The 16,137-nt window shown below is 40.7% G+C and carries 17 protein-coding genes; 10 read left to right on the plus strand and 7 right to left on the minus strand.

Annotation, left to right across the window (positions count from 1 at the left end; translation table 11 throughout):
* Positions 1-17: 17 nt before the first annotated feature.
* From M1D84_RS02120 to M1D84_RS02130, 3 genes are all read right to left on the minus strand, one after another.
* Positions 18-617 carry an undecaprenyl-diphosphatase gene (locus M1D84_RS02120; RefSeq protein ID WP_024423699.1) on the minus strand — a complete coding sequence of 200 codons (600 nt, stop codon included), beginning with the start codon at positions 615-617 and terminating at the stop codon, positions 18-20.
* Between the two features lie 114 nt (positions 618-731).
* On the minus strand, positions 732-1,919 hold the full coding sequence (locus M1D84_RS02125; protein ID WP_041108129.1) for an MFS transporter: 1,188 nt from the start codon (positions 1,917-1,919) through the stop codon (positions 732-734).
* A gap of 15 nt (positions 1,920-1,934) precedes the next feature.
* The gene (locus M1D84_RS02130; RefSeq protein WP_024423697.1) at positions 1,935-2,348 is read right to left on the minus strand and encodes a MarR family winged helix-turn-helix transcriptional regulator; all 414 of its coding nucleotides are present in this window, start codon (positions 2,346-2,348) and stop codon (positions 1,935-1,937) included.
* A 347-nt stretch (positions 2,349-2,695) separates the two neighbouring features.
* On the opposite strand from M1D84_RS02130, the gene spoIIID reads away from it, so the two are divergent.
* From spoIIID to M1D84_RS02150, 4 genes are all read left to right on the plus strand, one after another.
* A complete protein-coding gene (spoIIID, locus tag M1D84_RS02135; protein ID WP_008343327.1) occupies positions 2,696-2,974 on the plus strand; it encodes a sporulation transcriptional regulator SpoIIID in 279 nt (92 codons plus the stop codon).
* Positions 2,975-3,158: 184 nt separating this feature from the next.
* The gene (gene mbl, locus M1D84_RS02140) at positions 3,159-4,160 is read left to right on the plus strand and encodes a cell shape-determining protein Mbl (protein ID WP_007497573.1); all 1,002 of its coding nucleotides are present in this window, start codon (positions 3,159-3,161) and stop codon (positions 4,158-4,160) included.
* Between the two features lie 124 nt (positions 4,161-4,284).
* On the plus strand, positions 4,285-5,124 hold the full coding sequence (locus tag M1D84_RS02145) for a flagellar hook-basal body protein (RefSeq protein ID WP_024426320.1): 840 nt from the start codon (positions 4,285-4,287) through the stop codon (positions 5,122-5,124).
* Positions 5,125-5,154: 30 nt separating this feature from the next.
* Positions 5,155-5,973 carry a flagellar hook-basal body protein gene (locus M1D84_RS02150; protein WP_268415690.1) on the plus strand — a complete coding sequence of 273 codons (819 nt, stop codon included), beginning with the start codon at positions 5,155-5,157 and terminating at the stop codon, positions 5,971-5,973.
* Positions 5,974-5,987: 14 nt separating this feature from the next.
* Here M1D84_RS02150 and M1D84_RS02155 read toward each other — a convergent pair whose 3' ends face one another.
* Complete coding sequence (locus tag M1D84_RS02155) at positions 5,988-7,043, minus strand: tetratricopeptide repeat protein (RefSeq protein ID WP_213404731.1); 1,056 nt, start codon at positions 7,041-7,043, stop codon at positions 5,988-5,990.
* Between the two features lie 219 nt (positions 7,044-7,262).
* Between M1D84_RS02155 and fabZ the strand changes: the two genes are divergently transcribed.
* Together fabZ and mscL are read left to right on the plus strand one after the other, a co-directional pair.
* Positions 7,263-7,697 (plus strand): 3-hydroxyacyl-ACP dehydratase FabZ, encoded by a 435-nt coding sequence (gene fabZ, locus M1D84_RS02160; RefSeq protein WP_012011512.1) that lies wholly within the window; start codon positions 7,263-7,265, stop codon positions 7,695-7,697.
* A 127-nt stretch (positions 7,698-7,824) separates the two neighbouring features.
* Positions 7,825-8,220, plus strand: a complete 396-nt coding sequence (mscL, locus tag M1D84_RS02165; protein ID WP_024423693.1) for a large conductance mechanosensitive channel protein MscL — start codon at positions 7,825-7,827, stop codon at positions 8,218-8,220.
* A 27-nt stretch (positions 8,221-8,247) separates the two neighbouring features.
* On the opposite strand, the gene M1D84_RS02170 is transcribed toward mscL, so the two are convergent.
* Positions 8,248-8,658, minus strand: coding sequence for a YwpF-like family protein (locus tag M1D84_RS02170; protein ID WP_024423692.1), 411 nt, complete (start codon positions 8,656-8,658; stop codon positions 8,248-8,250).
* A 117-nt stretch (positions 8,659-8,775) separates the two neighbouring features.
* Between M1D84_RS02170 and M1D84_RS02175 the strand changes: the two genes are divergently transcribed.
* From M1D84_RS02175 to M1D84_RS02185, 3 genes are all read left to right on the plus strand, one after another.
* Positions 8,776-9,132 (plus strand): hypothetical protein, encoded by a 357-nt coding sequence (locus M1D84_RS02175; RefSeq protein WP_024426317.1) that lies wholly within the window; start codon positions 8,776-8,778, stop codon positions 9,130-9,132.
* Between the two features lie 406 nt (positions 9,133-9,538).
* A complete protein-coding gene (locus tag M1D84_RS02180) occupies positions 9,539-10,399 on the plus strand; it encodes a Cof-type HAD-IIB family hydrolase (protein ID WP_213404744.1) in 861 nt (286 codons plus the stop codon).
* A 153-nt stretch (positions 10,400-10,552) separates the two neighbouring features.
* A complete protein-coding gene (locus tag M1D84_RS02185; RefSeq protein WP_151039781.1) occupies positions 10,553-11,341 on the plus strand; it encodes a PAS domain-containing protein in 789 nt (262 codons plus the stop codon).
* 69 nt (positions 11,342-11,410) lie between these two features.
* On the opposite strand, the gene M1D84_RS02190 is transcribed toward M1D84_RS02185, so the two are convergent.
* Together M1D84_RS02190 and M1D84_RS02195 are read right to left on the minus strand one after the other, a co-directional pair.
* Positions 11,411-14,188, minus strand: coding sequence for a DEAD/DEAH box helicase (locus M1D84_RS02190; protein WP_056765594.1), 2,778 nt, complete (start codon positions 14,186-14,188; stop codon positions 11,411-11,413).
* Entirely contained in the window at positions 14,175-15,782 is a 1,608-nt protein-coding gene (locus tag M1D84_RS02195) for an SWIM zinc finger family protein (RefSeq protein ID WP_458106390.1), read from the minus strand. Before M1D84_RS02195 ends, M1D84_RS02190 begins: the two co-directional genes overlap by 14 nt.
* 186 nt (positions 15,783-15,968) lie before the next feature.
* Here M1D84_RS02195 and M1D84_RS02200 point away from each other — a divergent pair, with 186 nt between their 5' ends.
* Positions 15,969-16,112 carry a hypothetical protein gene (locus M1D84_RS02200; RefSeq protein WP_003214884.1) on the plus strand — a complete coding sequence of 48 codons (144 nt, stop codon included), beginning with the start codon at positions 15,969-15,971 and terminating at the stop codon, positions 16,110-16,112.
* Positions 16,113-16,137: the final 25 nt, after the last annotated feature.

Here is a 16,137-nt window from a genome sequence, read left to right on the forward strand (position 1 = left end):
CGTTATCGCAAGGCCGCTTAAGAATTGGACAGGTCTGAGCCCTGATCCTTTGTCTTCCTTCTGAAAATTTTCCCTACAATTGTCTCGTAAAATGTCACGATACGATCGATAGGAGAGTCAAAGAACTTCCATAATTTATTCATGATAAAGACAACCACAATCGATACGACCAAGCTGCCTAAAACATCAAATGGATAATGATGACCGACCCAGATGCGGGAGAATCCTGTAAGTAATCCAAAGACGAGCAATATGTTGCCGAGCTTTTTATTACGGGATCGAATGGCTAGTGAAAGAGCCAATGCACCTGTTGTATGGTCACTTGGGAAGGAAGCGTCTGCTGAATGCGGGATGAGTGTGTCGACTTTATGCGCCACAAACGGCCGCTCTTCATAATGAAACAATGTAATGGCAAAGTTGACGATAAGTGCTGCAATGCCTGTTACACCGGAAAAGAAGACATGCTTCTTAAATTTGTGATTCCCTAAAAACCAGCAAATCAATAAGACAAGGGCGTACACAAGAATGGCCTTTTTCGTAATAAAGATCATGGCCTGATCTAAAAACTCAGAATGGTGAGCCATCCCGTGTATGACTTTAAACAATTCGTAATTCAAAACATCACCTATACTTTCGCTTAATGCCAACTATTTTTCAAAAAAGCCTGTATGCTCTATATGAAATATCCTATATTTTAGCATGTTTCCGGCGAAGTTTAAAATAGTATCCTTTTATTCTGAAAGGGAGACCTTTTGTGCATTTGCTTCCTGGGGTTTTCGTTCGCTCCAATAAAAAACGCCCATACTCAGCAAGACAACAATGCCTGCAATGAGGTACACATTTGAAAAGTCTGTGAAACTGACAAGGAGTCCAAAGACAAATGAGCCAGCAGCAATACCTGTATCATACAGAGTAAAGAAAGTAGCCGTCGCATACCCCGTACGGTGAGCTGGTGAGTGCTGAATCGCAAGTGTTTGTAAACATGGCACGAGCGAACCATAGCCAAGTCCAATCACAGCGCCTGATAGAAGAAGCATTGTGGCTGAATGTGTCGCTGTCAGCATCCATAAACCAATAGCAAAAAGGGCAATCGAAGGATAGATCACAACGTGAGCTCCAACTCGGTCAAAAAGTCTGCCTGTAAATGGACGTGATCCAAGCATTGCAGCCGCAAACACAATGAAGAAATAACTGCTTGCACCCATCAAATGGAGTGAATTGGCATATACTGAAATAAATGAAATAATCGGCGAATAACAGAAAGAAATAATAATACCGACGGCCGCTGTTTTTAATGCGCCTTTTTCAAACAGGTGAGAAAACGTGAATCGGAAGACGATGCTTCCGCCGTTTTCAGGCTCTGGCTGTCTAATCAGCATTGTAAAAGCGGCTCCGATCGTCACGATAATGGAAAAGAGAAGAAATAAGGAATGAAATCCTATTTTTCCTACTTGGTTTAGTGCGATAAACGGACCGATGACAACAGCGAGGTTCATGGACATCACAAAGTATCCGAGTCCTTCCCCGCGTTTATGTTTCGGGATCATATCAGCCGCAATGGCACTGGCGACTGTCGTCAAAATACTAAAAAAGATTCCTTGTACGAAACGCAGCACAAGAAGCGTTTGGAATTGATCAATCGGAATGTATAAATAAGTGAGTAAGGCAAAGGCTGTAGAAGAGAAAATCGCCATCCGTTTTTTGCCGAATTTCTCAATAATGGCGCCAGAAAAAGGTCTTGTCACAATAGCAGATAATAAGAAGACCGTCACAAGGAGACCGCCCTGTGATTCTGTTCCATTTAGTTCATCCATTGTGTAAATGGGCAGTAATGTCAAAAGGGCATAAAAAGAGGTGAACGTAAATAAATTCACCAGGACAATCATGATAAAATCTTTTGTCCATATGCGTTCGTTCATGATGTATGTCACTTCCTATTCAGTAGATAATTTGTGTAAAAGTGTATGGAGGAGTTGTTTTTCTTCGTAGGTAAAATCTGAAAGACATTCTTCTTCAAATTGTTCCATCGTGCGTTTGATTTCTTCAAATCGGGCTTTTGCATCATCTGTCATCACGATCAGATTCTCACGTTTGTCTTTGCCTTGTACACGTTTCACCCAGCCGTTTGCTTCTAAGCGGGTGACGGTTCTGGTGATGGTCGGTGCTTCGACGTTTAAATATGTCCAGATGTCTTTTTGGGTTTTTGGGCCGAATGTATCCAAACAAAAAAGCACAGTCCACTGGGACATGTACAAGTCATAAGCAGCAAGCGCTTCGTTCGCCTTTTTAGACAGCAGCCGTGCGCCTTGATGTATTTGATGTAAACACTCTCTATTTAACGTATCCATATGCTCACCTTTTTTAAATATTTAGCTAGGTAAATAAATTCACCTTTTCTATTTTACGTGCTGAATCCTTTCTTGTAAAGTGGAAATTTTCGCGCCCCGAAATGATTTTTTGTTTTGGCTTTTCTGATAAATCCCTTGTCCCATCTTCATTTTTAGCATATTCCCTATTCAATGCTAATACACTGTTACAAACCTGACAAAGAGAGTGTTTGAGGTGAGGGATCGTGTTTGGAATTTACTACCTAATGGATGAGAAATTACGACGAACAAGCGCCGCTGAAAATGGATAATCTTCATACGGATCTCATTTCACACTTCTCACATCCATTTTAGGGAGGTCGAGTGGTGTGCACGATTACATCAAAGAGCGAACAATCAAGATAGGAAAGTATATCGTGGAGACAAAGAAAACCGTTCGTGTTATTGCGAAAGAATTTGGAGTCTCTAAAAGTACTGTACACAAGGATCTAACAGAAAGACTGCCAGAAATTAATCCAGATCTGGCTAATGAAGTGAAGGAGATACTGGATTATCATAAATCAATCCGCCACTTGCGAGGAGGAGAAGCCACCAAGTTAAAGTATAAAAAAGAAGAAATTCTAGAAGGCGAACCTGTGAAACAGTAAGCTTAGTTCTTTGTTCATAAACATGATATATATATCTTCCTCATATCGGTAGTTTCTAACCACAAATTTTGTAAAGACTTTTGTAAAGAAATATCTTTTTTTCTGCAAATTATGATAGAATATATAATTAGGGCAGAATGTGGTATTTGCTATGGAAACAGATTTTCAAGGAGGATATATATAGATGTTTGCTAGGGATATTGGAATTGATCTTGGTACTGCAAATGTACTGATTCATGTCAAAGGAAAAGGAATTGTGTTAAATGAACCATCTGTGGTAGCTCTTGATAAAAACAGCGGGAAAGTTTTGGCTGTTGGAGAAGAGGCTAGACGTATGGTTGGACGTACGCCTGGGAATATTGTTGCGATTCGTCCATTAAAAGACGGCGTAATCGCTGATTTTGAAGTAACTGAAGCGATGCTCAAGCATTTTATTAACAAATTAAATGTGAAAGGGCTGTTCTCTAAGCCGCGTATGCTCATCTGCTGCCCGACAAATATTACATCTGTTGAGCAGAAGGCGATCAAAGAAGCTGCTGAAAAAAGCGGTGGTAAGCATGTATTTCTTGAAGAAGAGCCAAAAGTAGCAGCGATTGGTGCTGGTATGGATATTTTTCAGCCAAGTGGAAACATGGTCGTAGATATTGGAGGCGGAACGACAGATATCGCTGTCATCTCAATGGGTGACATTGTAACCGCCTCTTCTATTAAAATGGCTGGAGACAAATTTGATCTGGAAATTCTAAACTACATTAAAAAAGAGTACAAGCTGTTGATTGGTGAGCGCACGGCTGAGGATATTAAGATCCAAGTTGCAACGGTATTCCCAGACGCACGTCACGAAGAGATTTCGATTCGTGGACGAGACATGGTGACAGGATTACCAAGAACGATTACCGTCACAAGCAAAGAAGTAGAAGAAGCATTGCGTGAATCTGTATCTGCGATTGTTCAGGCTGCGAAACAAGTTCTTGAGAGAACACCGCCTGAATTATCAGCTGATATTATCGATCGCGGCGTCATCATTACAGGTGGCGGAGCTCTTCTAAACGGGCTTGATCAATTGCTTGCAGAAGAGCTGAAAGTACCAGTTTTCGTTGCTGAAAATCCAATGGACTGTGTAGCAGTTGGTACGGGCGTGATGCTTGATAATATGGACAAGCTGCCAAAGCGTAAACTCAGCTAATGATTTCCCTCATTCTTTTTAGAAAGAATGGGGGATTTTTATTAAAGAACCCTGCTAATCAGCCGATATATTTCATAGAAGATTGTGTTTAGGTCATGTGAAAGAATTTGAATGAGGTGAGCACGTGTTAAAAGGACTATACACCGCAACATCTGCCATGATCGCTCAAGAGCGGCGGACAGAAATGCTTTCAAATAATATCGCAAATGCGAATACCCCAGGCTATAAAGCGGATGAAGGGGCAATGCGTGCATTTCCAGAAATGCTACTGAGCCGAATGGAATCAGGACGTTTCCAAACATCCTCAGGCAAAGGCTTTAGTGTTCCACTGCAATCGCCGATTGGTGGAATTAATACTGGGACATATATGCAGGAATTAATCCCTCAATTTACACAGGGAACTTTAAAAACAACAGATCAAACAACAGATGTAGCACTAGTTGAAAATAATGTGCCGATCAATCCGGAGACCAATCAGAAATCAGCGCTATTTTATGCGGTCAACACACCAGAAGGCGTTCGTTATACGAAAAGCAGCTCCATTACATTGAACGCACAAAAGCAGCTGACGATTAATGGACGCGCTCTTCTTTCCGTGACGGGTCAGCCGATTACGGTTCAGAGTGAGAACTTCAAAGTGAATGCAGATGGTACTGTGTCTGAAAATGGCCAAAATCTTGGTCAGATCGATGTACGTGTTGCGATGGATACAAGAAACCTAGCGCGTGAAGGAAATGATTTATACCGTACAGCTGATAACCAGCCCCTGCCAAGTGCAGTCAATAACGGTCAAATGTCCTATACGTTAAGCCAAGGCGTATCGGAGCTGTCGAACGTGGATGTGACGAAATCATATACAGATATGACAACGGCTTACCGAGCATTTGAAACAAACCAAAAAGTGGTTCAGGCGTATGATAAAAGCTTAGAAAAAGCAGTGAATGAAATTGGCAGAGTGTACTAATCAAGAAATGAAAAAGAAAGGAGGAAAATTATGCTTAGAACGATGATAAACGCAGCTGTATCGATGAATGAAGTGCAAAAGCAGCTTGACATCATCAGCAACAACATCGCGAACAGTGAAACAACAGGATACCGCGCGAAAAACACCCGTTTCTCAGAGCTGATCAGACAGCAGTTTAATCAGGTAGATGAAAAAAATGAGCAGGTGGCAAACAGTCGTCTGACACCTGCTGGGTTAAGGCTTGGAACGGGTACAATGGTCAATGCGTCCATTAACTCGCTGCAAGGCTCGATTAAACAAACAGGACGTGATCTTGATGTTGCATTCGGAGCGCCGTCGCAGTATTTACAGGTCAACGCCGGCGGTAATATCCGTTATACAAGAGACGGTTCACTTTACTTACAGCCGGGCAATAACCGTAACCAAGTGCAGCTTGTCACGAGCGAAGGCTATCCGATTCTTGATGAAAACGGAAATGCGATCGTTTTAAATGCGAATTTCCGTGATATTTCAATCGATAAAAATGGACGGCTGACGGCGATTTCAAGAGATAATCAACCGAATCAGCAAGTGAATCTAGGCGTTGTACAAGTCAATAATTCGTCAGCACTTGTCTCTGAAGGAGATAATTTGTTCTCAGTCGACGGAACCTATCAAGGTGCATTAACAGCACTAAATGGAGCAAACCGAGAGGCGATTCAGCTTCAGCAAGGTGCACTGGAAACGTCAAATGTGGACATGTCGAAAGAATTAACAGACCTCATGACAACACAGCGTTCCTATCAGATGAATTCTAGAACGATTACGATGGGCGATCAAATGCTGGGATTAATTAATACAATTCGATAATCAGCAGGCTGGTATCAGCCTCTCATGATAAAAAAGGCGGCTCGCTCAAAGTCGCCCTTTTTTTTATAAAAATCTGAGACATCAGCAAGCAGATCCTCAAGATCAATCCAGGCTTCTTTTCGTTCAAGACATGTGACGAGCGTGGCGATCTGCTCATCTGCCTTTGGCGTTTGGCTGTAGAGTAGAGATAAGATTTGAAACTTCATTCTTAATATATCAAACTGGGAAGCAACGGCTTCTTTCAGTCCTTTTTGAATATATTTCATCCCTTCATCGGTTAAATTTTCTTTAAAACAGGAACGCACAGTTTCGTATAGGCACGATACATAGGAGTGTGCTGACTTTCGGTATGCTGGAAGACGAAGTGCTTTTTTGAAGTATTCTAGCGCTTCCTTATGACGGTTTTGTCTTGACTGAATAAAGCCAGCATCATAGTAAACGATACCGAGCAGCTCTTGATCATCAATCTTTTTCACATAATCAATAATTTCAATGAAAATATCTTCCGCTTCCTTATATTTTTTTTGGTCGCTATAGTTAAGAGCGAGCACAATTTTACACCGATAGATGCTATGGATATCTCCGTGCTTTGCAAAAATATCCATGGCTTTTTGAATATGACGAATCGATAACAACGAGTAACGGTTGTTATAATAAACACCGCTTGTACGGAAATGGAACTCTGCTTCCTCCAGCTCATCGTTAAGTAATGGCAGTCGTTCCTCTGCCTTTTCGAGATAATGAATCGCATCATTTTGATCACTTTTTAAAGATTCATATAATCCGAGAAAGAAATAAAAATAATATTGCAGTTCTTCGTTCATTTCATCTTTGTGGGGCAGCAGTTCATGTTTGAGTTTTTCTAAGTCTTCTGTCTGATTCATCCAGAGCTGATGACGGAAAAGCATCAGCTGATAATGGAAATAGAGTTCCTGTTTTTTTGATAATTTGCGTTTATATTTTAGCAGTGTTTTTTTGATTTCTTCAGCCTTCGAAAAATGTCGATGCTTTAGCATTGTATACCAGGAATGGAGAAGTTTTTTTATGGATTTATCGCTCATAAAATTCATTTTTACCCTCTTATTCAATCAATGTTGTAATATATATTACCATATTTGTGAAAAAACAATGAGTGTAGTGTGGATTATATTTGATGACAATTGGTAATGGTAGATTCTATTTTTTACCATATGCATAAGGCGAATATTGAAAAATGCCAGCATTCATAATATACTTCTATAGGAATCAAATGAAGATCAGCGATATAGAAAAGAAGGAGAGATCAAGATATGCTTGATGCTCAGCAAATTCAAGACATTATTCCACACCGTTATCCATTCTTATTGGTCGACCGTATTTTAGAGGTTGAGGGAGAAAAAAGAGCGGTTGGAATTAAAAATGTCACAGTGAATGAAGAATTTTTTAATGGCCATTTCCCTGGTTACCCAGTCATGCCTGGTGTGCTTATAGTAGAAGCACTCGCACAGGTTTTTGGTGTGATTATGTTAGGCAAGGAAGAAAACAAAGGAAAGATTGGTTTGTTTGCAGGGATTGACGGATGCCGCTTCAAAAGACAGGTCAAGCCTGGTGACCAACTTCGTTTAGAGGTTGAAGTGACGCGCCTCCGCGGGCCGGTTGCAAAAGGAAAAGCAGTAGCGACAGTAGATGGCGAAGTTGCATGTGAAGCAGAACTGACATTTTCTATCGGTCCTAAAGTATCATGATTTTCCTGGCGGTTCATTAAGCATGAATCGCTTTTTTATTTAGAAACGTTCAGTTAGAACGGATAAGGACTTGCAATTTTGACAAAAAAACGTCATATTAGACAAAAAAAGATGAAGGTGATAAAGGATGCTGAAAGAATTTAGAGAGTTTGCCGTCAAGGGCAATGTCATTGACTTGGCTGTAGGTGTCATCATTGGGGGAGCATTTGGCAAAATTGTCACTTCTCTTGTGAATGATTTAATCATGCCGCTTGTCGGTATTATTATTGGAGGGCATGATTTTAGCGGTTTATCCATTAAAATCGGAGCTGCTCAAATTTTATATGGGAACTTTATTCAAACAGTGGTTGATTTCTTAATTATCTCGTTTTCCATTTTTATCTTTATTCGCTATTTGAATAAGTTAAAACGGAAAAAGGTTGAGGAAGAAGAGGTTGTGGAAACGCCGGATCAAACGGAAGTTCTGCTAACTGAAATTAGAGATTTATTGAAAAATCAAAGCCAGTCTAAAGATGTGCAATAGAAAAAGAGCGGCTGATCCCGCTCTTTTTTATGTGTTTTGTTTAAAAGCATCCAGTAGTTTTTCTCCTGACAGCCCCTCTTTGACGAGGTCTTTTAATACTTCTTCAGTTTCTGTTCTGTAACGATTTGTAATCATTTTACCATCGAGTAATACAGAAATGTTTTCTTCTAAGGCAACGATGTTTTTGACTTGGACAGATAGATGAACAGGGCGGTTGTTTTCTTTAGTGATCGTTACAAGAATCTTCACTTCTGTGTGCTGCTGAAAGAGTACCTCAAATACCTGTCTATGTTTCTTTGGAATGAGTGCCTCAATCATCCAGTGATTTTCACCGTCTTCTTTATTAATGATTAAACCGTCACGAAGGGGAATGCTGGACATTTTATCTTGCTGTGGATCAAGTTCAATTTTTAAATCAATCAGCCTAAAGGTTTTCATATTTATCACCTCACAAGCGTTCATTATTCGTAAGTATTATTATAGCATACAACATCTGTATAAATGAAACCGCTGCCTGCTTAGAACTAGCTGCACATGAGTGAAAGGAGATGTTTTATGGAGTCCTATCAATTGAGAAACATTCATATTGGCGACGACAAGGCAAAGAGTGATATACGTGTTTATTCGTGGGGAGACATTCTTTCATTTTGTGATGTGTATATGGAAGAAGGAGAGTCACTCACGTTTCAATATGTCACCAAGGATCAAATGGACTGTTTTGAGTTTCAGCTGTCGATTCATGATGGTCGGCTTTGTTTTTATTGGTTTGCGTGGGACGGATCTGATTATATTCACATGCCTTCTAGTAATTGGATTCATTCAGATATTTTTTATCAATTTATGAAAAATAAGTATTTCATCAAACAAAACAAGATGATGTTTTATACGCAAGCGGTAAAAAACAGAAATTAATGAGGATATAGAGAATTTGAAGGCCTATTTTGCTATTTTCCTGTTTTGTCACATACGGCCTTTCTCCGTAGACTAGGGGTAGCTGAAAGGAAAGGAGGCAAGTCCCGAATCACAAGGTAACGTCTATCATCTGACAGCCCCCCTCTAGCTAAAGCTGATAGATGCTGCCTTGTTCATATGAACACTGCGTAATATAGAACCAATGCTTCTTTGTATAGGTCATGTGTCCCCTTGTGAATCCCCTATGTGTGTATCCGGTCATATTTGCGTGGCCGGATACCCTTTTATTCACTGTTTAACCGATCAGCTCTTGCAAATAGTGGATACTCATTTCATAATGATGATGGATTTTGTTAACGGTATGTCGGTTGAAAATAAAAATAAAAAGGAGAGAACGATGACAAACATTCAATTAATCGCAACGGATTTAGATGGAACTTTATTGAACAGTGAACACAAAGTGAGTCAGGAAAACGAGCAGGCATTAAAGGAAGCAGCTGCGAATGGAATTGAGGTTGTCGTGTCAACAGGGAGAGCGTATTTTGATGTGAGGTCTATTTTTGACCAGCTTGGTATGAATACATGGGTGATTAGTGCCAATGGAGCTGTGATTCATGATCCAACTGGACAAGTGTACCATTCAGCTGCTTTACAAGAAGAAAAGGCTAAACACATATTGTCATGGCTTGAAGAACGTGATTATTATTATGAAGTCTTTACAAACGAAGCCATTTTCACACCAAATCGCGGCAGAGAGCTTCTTGCGATTGAAATGGACCGTTTAAAAAGTGCAAATCCAGAAACGGATCAAAATGTCTTAAAACAAGCGGCAGAAGTTCAATACAGCCAGTCGGGTTTTTCTTATATTGATACATATAAAGAATTGTTTCGTGAGGATCGAAAGCTTTCATTTTACAATATCTTAGGTTTTTCTTTTTTTCAAGACAGATTGAAAGCCGGATGGGATATGTTTGGTCATGATTCAGATTTAACATTGGTCAGTTCGGCTGATCATAACTTTGAAATTGGTTCAAAGGACGCGTCTAAAGGGCAGGCATTAACAAGGCTGGCAGAAAGACTAGGTATTCCTTTAAGTAGGGCAGCGGCTGTAGGAGACAGTTTAAATGATGAATCAATGCTTCGAGCTGCTGGTGTTGGGGTTGCGATGGGAAATGCGAGACAGGATATAAAAGAAATCGCTGATCACGTGACGTTATCAAATGATGAACACGGAGTCGCGCATATGATCCGGCACCTTTTGAAATAGATGAATCAGATGTCGTGGTATAAATCACATAGGATGAAGCGCATTCTACAAAAGAGGAATTCAGAACCACTTCTATTTACACATGATGTGGAACATCATATAATTTAATTATGAATATAACCCGCTTGTAAGGAAAATAAGGAGAGTAAACGAATGGCGCTGGAATCTTATAAGTCCGAAAATCTGCATTTAATCAAGGAAGCCTTGGACTATACTCAGGTTGGCCTGACGGTGACGGACCCGTCTTTACCTGATAATCCTTTAATATATGTGAATAAGGGCTTTTTAGATATGACAGGCTATCAAGAACCCGAAGTATTGGGGAAGAATTGTCGTTTCCTTCAAGGAGATGAAACTGAGCAAATCGCTCTCAAGCAAATTAGAACAGCCATTGAGAACAAAGAGGCTGTCACGGTTCAGCTGAAAAATTATAAAAAATCTGGACAAATGTTTTGGAACGAGTTAAGTGTCGCTCCTCTTTGGATTGACGAAAAGGAAGGAAAACGTCTTTATTTCGTTGGTCTGCAAAAGGATGTCACGAAAGAGAAGGAACAGCAGGAGCTTCTTGAGCAATCAATTGATGAAGTGCTGAATATTTCTGTCCCCATCGTTCCGGTGAAAGATGGTATCTCTGTGTTACCGATCATTGGTACGTTAACAGCGCCTAGATTTGATAAGATCATTTCAACGGTCTCCACCTATATCTCTCAATCCAAGGATGATTATTTTATTGTCGATCTGTCCGGATTATTAGAAGTGGATTCATTTGTGGCAGATGCGATCTTTAAGCTGAACGATTTGATTTTAATGACAGGTACTGAACTCATTGTGACAGGAATTAAACCGAATCTTGCAATGAAAATGGGAGAAATGAGAGAGGACTTCCGTGAATTAAATACGTTTATGAATGTGAAATCTGCATTGAAAAAACTGAACATTTAGCGTACGTTTATATGAAACAAAAAAGAGGACTTTTCATTAGGCTTGAGAAAAGTCCTCTTTTTGCTGTGATTAAGATGATTGAGCGGCGGCACTTAAGGTAAATAAGTCTTCTAGTTCGTTTGTCGATAGCTCTGTAATCCAGCTTTCGCTTTGGATAATTTGATCATTTAATGTTTGTTTTGTTTCGAGCATTTGATCGATTTTTTCCTCGATTGTGCCCGTTGTGATCATCTTATGGACGTGAACAAATCGTTTTTGTCCAATCCGATAAGCTCGGTCTGTCGCTTGGTTTTCCACAGCAGGATTCCACCATCTATCGTAGTGAATGACATGGTTTGCGGCGGTTAGGTTGAGTCCTGTTCCTCCTGCCTTTAAAGAGAGAATTAAGATGTTGAATTCTTTCTTCTGGAAGCGGTCCACCATTTTGTCCCGCTCTTGTTTTGAGAGGCTGCCATTTAAAAATTGGACTGGTTCTCCAAACATCTTTTCTGCCAGCTGCTTGATCATGTTGCCCATTTCAATATACTGCGTAAAGATGAGACAGCTTTCTCCTTGCTCATGTATCGCTTTTAACAGCTCTGCGAGTTTATCCATTTTTAACGAACGTTTCAGCAGTTTCACATCTGTACCGCTCTCTTTTAAATAGAGTGCAGGGTGATCACAAATCTGTTTGAGTCTGCCAAGCATACTTAAAATAATGGCTTTTCGCTGCATCCCTGTTAATGATGCCATATGTTCAAATGTATCCTTCACGAGCTGTTCATATAAAGACGCCTGCTCAGCGGAGAGCGGAATGAATTCTTTTTCTTCGAGTTTCTCAGGCAGGTTCAGGGCAACCTCTTCATCTTGTTTTGTTCGTCTTAATAAAAATGGTTTGATCAGCTGCTGGAGCTGTTCAATTCTTTTTTCTTCACGGTCTTTTTCAATCGGAAGGACGAACTTTTTATGGAAGCTGGTCAGGCTGCCGAGATATCCTTTGTTGACGAAGTCGAATATGGACCAAAGCTCTGTCAAACGGTTTTCCATTGGTGTCCCGCTGAGGGCAATGTGATGCTGTCCTTTGAGCTGTCTAATCGCTCTTGATTGTTTCGTATGGGCGTTCTTGATGTTTTGGGCTTCGTCTAAGCAAATGGTATTCCACTTTGCTGCCGTTAATTCATCACGATCAGAATGTGAGAGTCCATAAGACGTCAAGACAATATCTGTTGACTCGTATGCTTTTGTGAAGTCCTCTCCCTGTGGACGCGATGGGCCATAATGCAGGGCAACCTTCAAATGTGGTGCGAATGTTTCGAGCTCTCGCTGCCAGTTTCCTAAAACAGAGGTCGGCGCAATGATGAGAGATGGAGCGGCATTTTGCTCCTGCTCCTTCAAATACGTGAAATACGCGATCATTTGAATCGTTTTTCCAAGTCCCATATCATCTGCTAAACAAGCCCCAAATCCATGAGATCTTAAAAATAAAAGCCAATTCACGCCATGCTGCTGATACGGACGCAGTGTGCCTTTGAAGGACTCACTCATTTCGTAAGAAGGCAGCTCGTGCGAATCATTTAATTGGTGGACAAGCCCTCTTAATTGCGATGAAAGTTCAAATTGAATATGGGCAAATGCTGAACTGTCTAGCAGTTCTGGAATCGATTCAGAGGAAGCTTCTTGATCTGCCAGTTCGCGTGACAAAATATCAGACATGTGAAGCCCTTCATTTTCGGCACGCTCCATCCACTTTTTCATTTGCTGGATGAAGGTCGGATCTATTTTGATCCATTGTCCTCGAATATTGACAAGACGTCGTTTGCTTTGGACAAGTTCGTTGAACTCATCTTCTGTCAGTTCAATGCCGTTTGTAGCAAAGCGCCAATTAAAGTCCATTAATGCGTCCATTCCGACATGCGATTCGCCTCGCGGTGTAGAAGAAATCCTTGCTTTTAACATCATCGTGCTGTCTTTAACAATTTGCCACCATGATGGGAGCAGAATCTCAATGCCCATATTGACAAGTGTTTCACTTGCTTCAGATAGGAAGAGCCATGCTTCTTCTTCTGACATAAGTGTGGTACCAGATGTGAAAGAAAGCCAAGGCACAATTTGACTGAATCGTTCCAGCTCTCTTGAAATTTTATCTTGATACGGGTGCCAAGACCTTTTCAATGAACGAATGCCTTCAAAAAAGTGAAGGTCGCTGTTTTTCTTATCACGTAAAAACAATTCGATTTTCCAATCATCACCGTCAAAATCAGGCTCGTTTAAGCGCAAGCCGACAGTGAACGGCGTCTCGTCATCAATCCAGCCAATCGTCTCCAGGAAATCCTGCTCATCTAAAAAATGTCCTTGGAAGGATGAGAGCGCAGGCGATTGTGCAGTCATACGGTTCCATTTGTGCTGCAAGGCATCATCATACTGAATGTAATCTTGTACAGCAAAGGAGAACCAATCAGCCGTATAGCCGTCTAATAGGCCTTCTTTATCTTTAAAACGAAGCTCGCCTTTTGTCCACGCCTCATAATCGGGAACGAAATCTTCGTCCTCGATGAATTCGTAAATGGTGGAGGCTGTCTTCATCAGTGGTTCCGTTTCATCCGTTAATGTCACATGACTAAACGTATTAAATGAATTTTTTCCTAGCAATTCAACGGTCATCCAAGGGCTTAATAGAAAGGCAGGAGTGCCAATAAAGCTGACATCTTCTAAAAATGTTCCGTAGAAAGAAGATTCGTGCCATTGGAAAAGCTGCCTCTTCATTTCATTAAGCGGAACAGGGTGTCCGTCCTCTGCTTGCGCTGAAATGGTGAAAGAGAAATCTTCAGTTTGTTCTGCATGAATGACAATTTGTTTATGGCGTGTCATCAATCAATTTTCCTTTCTTCATTTCCTCTTGGAACGCACGCAGCCGTTTTGTTGAATCTTGCAGCTGCTTTACATACCTTTCCCAGATCGCGGTTTTTTTCGTTTTATGATAAAGCGTGCGCAGTTTTTTCAGCATTTTTACAGACTCTCGATAAGCACTTCGATTCTTTTGATCGAGAAGCAGTGAGATTTCACGGTGGTACGATGGAATGAGGGCTTCTGGCTCCTCTTTTGCAATCTGTTTGATCAAATCCTTCTCCAGTTCACTAATGGAGAAACCAACAAGGCTGTGAATCTCAATCCATTCCGCATAACGCTGCTGTGCATACAAGAGCTGACTGTATTCTGTAAACGCATAGGGCATACAGATTTGGAGATAACGTTCATATAAATGATGATCCTTCGTCTGCTTAAAGTATGCATCTAAATAAAAGAAGAAATCACTGACGGCTCCCCGCAGTTCTCTGTAGGAAAGGTCGAGCTGGCAATATTCCTCTAATATATAGGTGATTTCATGATACCAGAGCTTGAGCCGCTTCCAGTCCTTTCGGTTTGTGAGATCCTTCAGCCAATTGAGCACATTTGGCAGCATATCCGCATTGAGCAGCTGTAATTGTTGAAAGAGGCTGTCGTCTTCTTTCAGTAAATAATCCATGTGCATCAGCCCGATGGTACGTTCAACCGTTTGTTCTTTCTTCTGGGCGTTCTTTAGTAATTCTGTTTCTTTTTTGACCCATTTCCCTCTATTTAATATGGTGCCCCAAATCTCCATAAAGACCGCTACTCGTTCATGCTGGAAAGGTCCATTGATTTGAAGAAGTGTGCGAACGGCAGTTGGTGTGTTTTCAAGAAACGGATCGAGGGAAAAGGAAAGGGCGTATGTCTTCAAATGATCCACTGAATCGAAAATGGTGTTCATGAGCTGTTCTACATAGGGATTCATGGAATAAAAGTCTTTTTCGGCATCAAGCCGGCCGAGGTCGACGAGTTCATGAAGCCTCAGCCATACATCGATCGACGTATGAATCGCATACAAGCTCTTGAATTCAGGTGAAGCAGGTGCGTGTTTTTTTAGGATCGATAAATAGCCGTAATATAAATGCTGCGGTGTTTGCTGGTGCTTCGGTGTCCGTTTCAGCCAGAGGTTAAATTCCTCTTGGAAAAAAGTCAGCCAGCTTTGGAGTGATTGTTCGTCTGGGCGCTTCACTTGGAAGTGCTGGCGAATCAGTTCTTTGCTGCGCTGTAATTCATCCTTTTCTGACCAATGTTCTGTAAATCCGGTCACACTCTCTACTTGAGCGTATAGCGAAAAGAAGACAGCGAGAATGTGTTTACAAAGTCCATCTGCTGGACATGAGCAGCTGCTTCTCACAGGAAACAGCACATGAAGGTGGACTCTTGCTGCCACGACATCATGTACATAAGCTGACCATTCGGTATCAGACTCTTGCTTGAGCCGATATACGCTGTCCTGTCTATAAGTAATCAATGCTTTTTTGATGAGTTGTTTGTTTTCATCTGTTGCAGGAAGAAGTTCTTTGATCTGTTCGGCTGTTTGTTTGATTTCTTCTTCGTTGATGTTGTGCTGAAGCATTTGATCCGCTCCTAACCAAGTAAAAGATTCCAATTCTTTTATTATAGCTCAATGGGGATTTATAAAAAAGTTTTTCATGAAAATGGTCATAAATTTCAAAAGCTGTCGAATGATGTAATAGAGTATTGCATAAACCAACCTTACAGCATATAATAATGAAATTAGTGGAACCGAAAGGATACAGACATGGATAATAAGGGTTTAAATCAAGAAGAATTTTTAAAGATTTTGATGTACGCTCATGATATTGGTGAAAATTCAAATGATGTCACAACAAAAGAAATGCTTGAAAATCTGATTGCTCATATTCGAAATGGTCTTGTTTCATAAAAGTGACCCCCTGCTAGTGATGGCA

This window comes from Bacillus sp. PK5-006 (assembly GCF_054161415.1).

Coding starts and splice junctions, on each gene's coding strand:
- M1D84_RS02125 (WP_041108129.1), bottom strand. CDS start 1,919: ATGAACGAACGCATATGGACAAAAGATTTTATCATGATTGTCCTGGTG.
- M1D84_RS02130 (WP_024423697.1), bottom strand. CDS start 2,348: ATGGATACGTTAAATAGAGAGTGTTTACATCAAATACATCAAGGCGCA.
- mbl (WP_007497573.1), top strand. CDS start 3,159: ATGTTTGCTAGGGATATTGGAATTGATCTTGGTACTGCAAATGTACTG.
- M1D84_RS02150 (WP_268415690.1), top strand. CDS start 5,155: ATGCTTAGAACGATGATAAACGCAGCTGTATCGATGAATGAAGTGCAA.
- M1D84_RS02155 (WP_213404731.1), bottom strand. CDS start 7,043: ATGAATTTTATGAGCGATAAATCCATAAAAAAACTTCTCCATTCCTGG.
- fabZ (WP_012011512.1), top strand. CDS start 7,263: ATGCTTGATGCTCAGCAAATTCAAGACATTATTCCACACCGTTATCCA.
- mscL (WP_024423693.1), top strand. CDS start 7,825: ATGCTGAAAGAATTTAGAGAGTTTGCCGTCAAGGGCAATGTCATTGAC.
- M1D84_RS02170 (WP_024423692.1), bottom strand. CDS start 8,658: ATGAAAACCTTTAGGCTGATTGATTTAAAAATTGAACTTGATCCACAG.
- M1D84_RS02175 (WP_024426317.1), top strand. CDS start 8,776: ATGGAGTCCTATCAATTGAGAAACATTCATATTGGCGACGACAAGGCA.
- M1D84_RS02185 (WP_151039781.1), top strand. CDS start 10,553: ATGGCGCTGGAATCTTATAAGTCCGAAAATCTGCATTTAATCAAGGAA.
- M1D84_RS02190 (WP_056765594.1), bottom strand. CDS start 14,188: ATGACACGCCATAAACAAATTGTCATTCATGCAGAACAAACTGAAGAT.
- M1D84_RS02195 (WP_458106390.1), bottom strand. CDS start 15,782: ATGCTTCAGCACAACATCAACGAAGAAGAAATCAAACAAACAGCCGAA.
- M1D84_RS02200 (WP_003214884.1), top strand. CDS start 15,969: ATGGATAATAAGGGTTTAAATCAAGAAGAATTTTTAAAGATTTTGATG.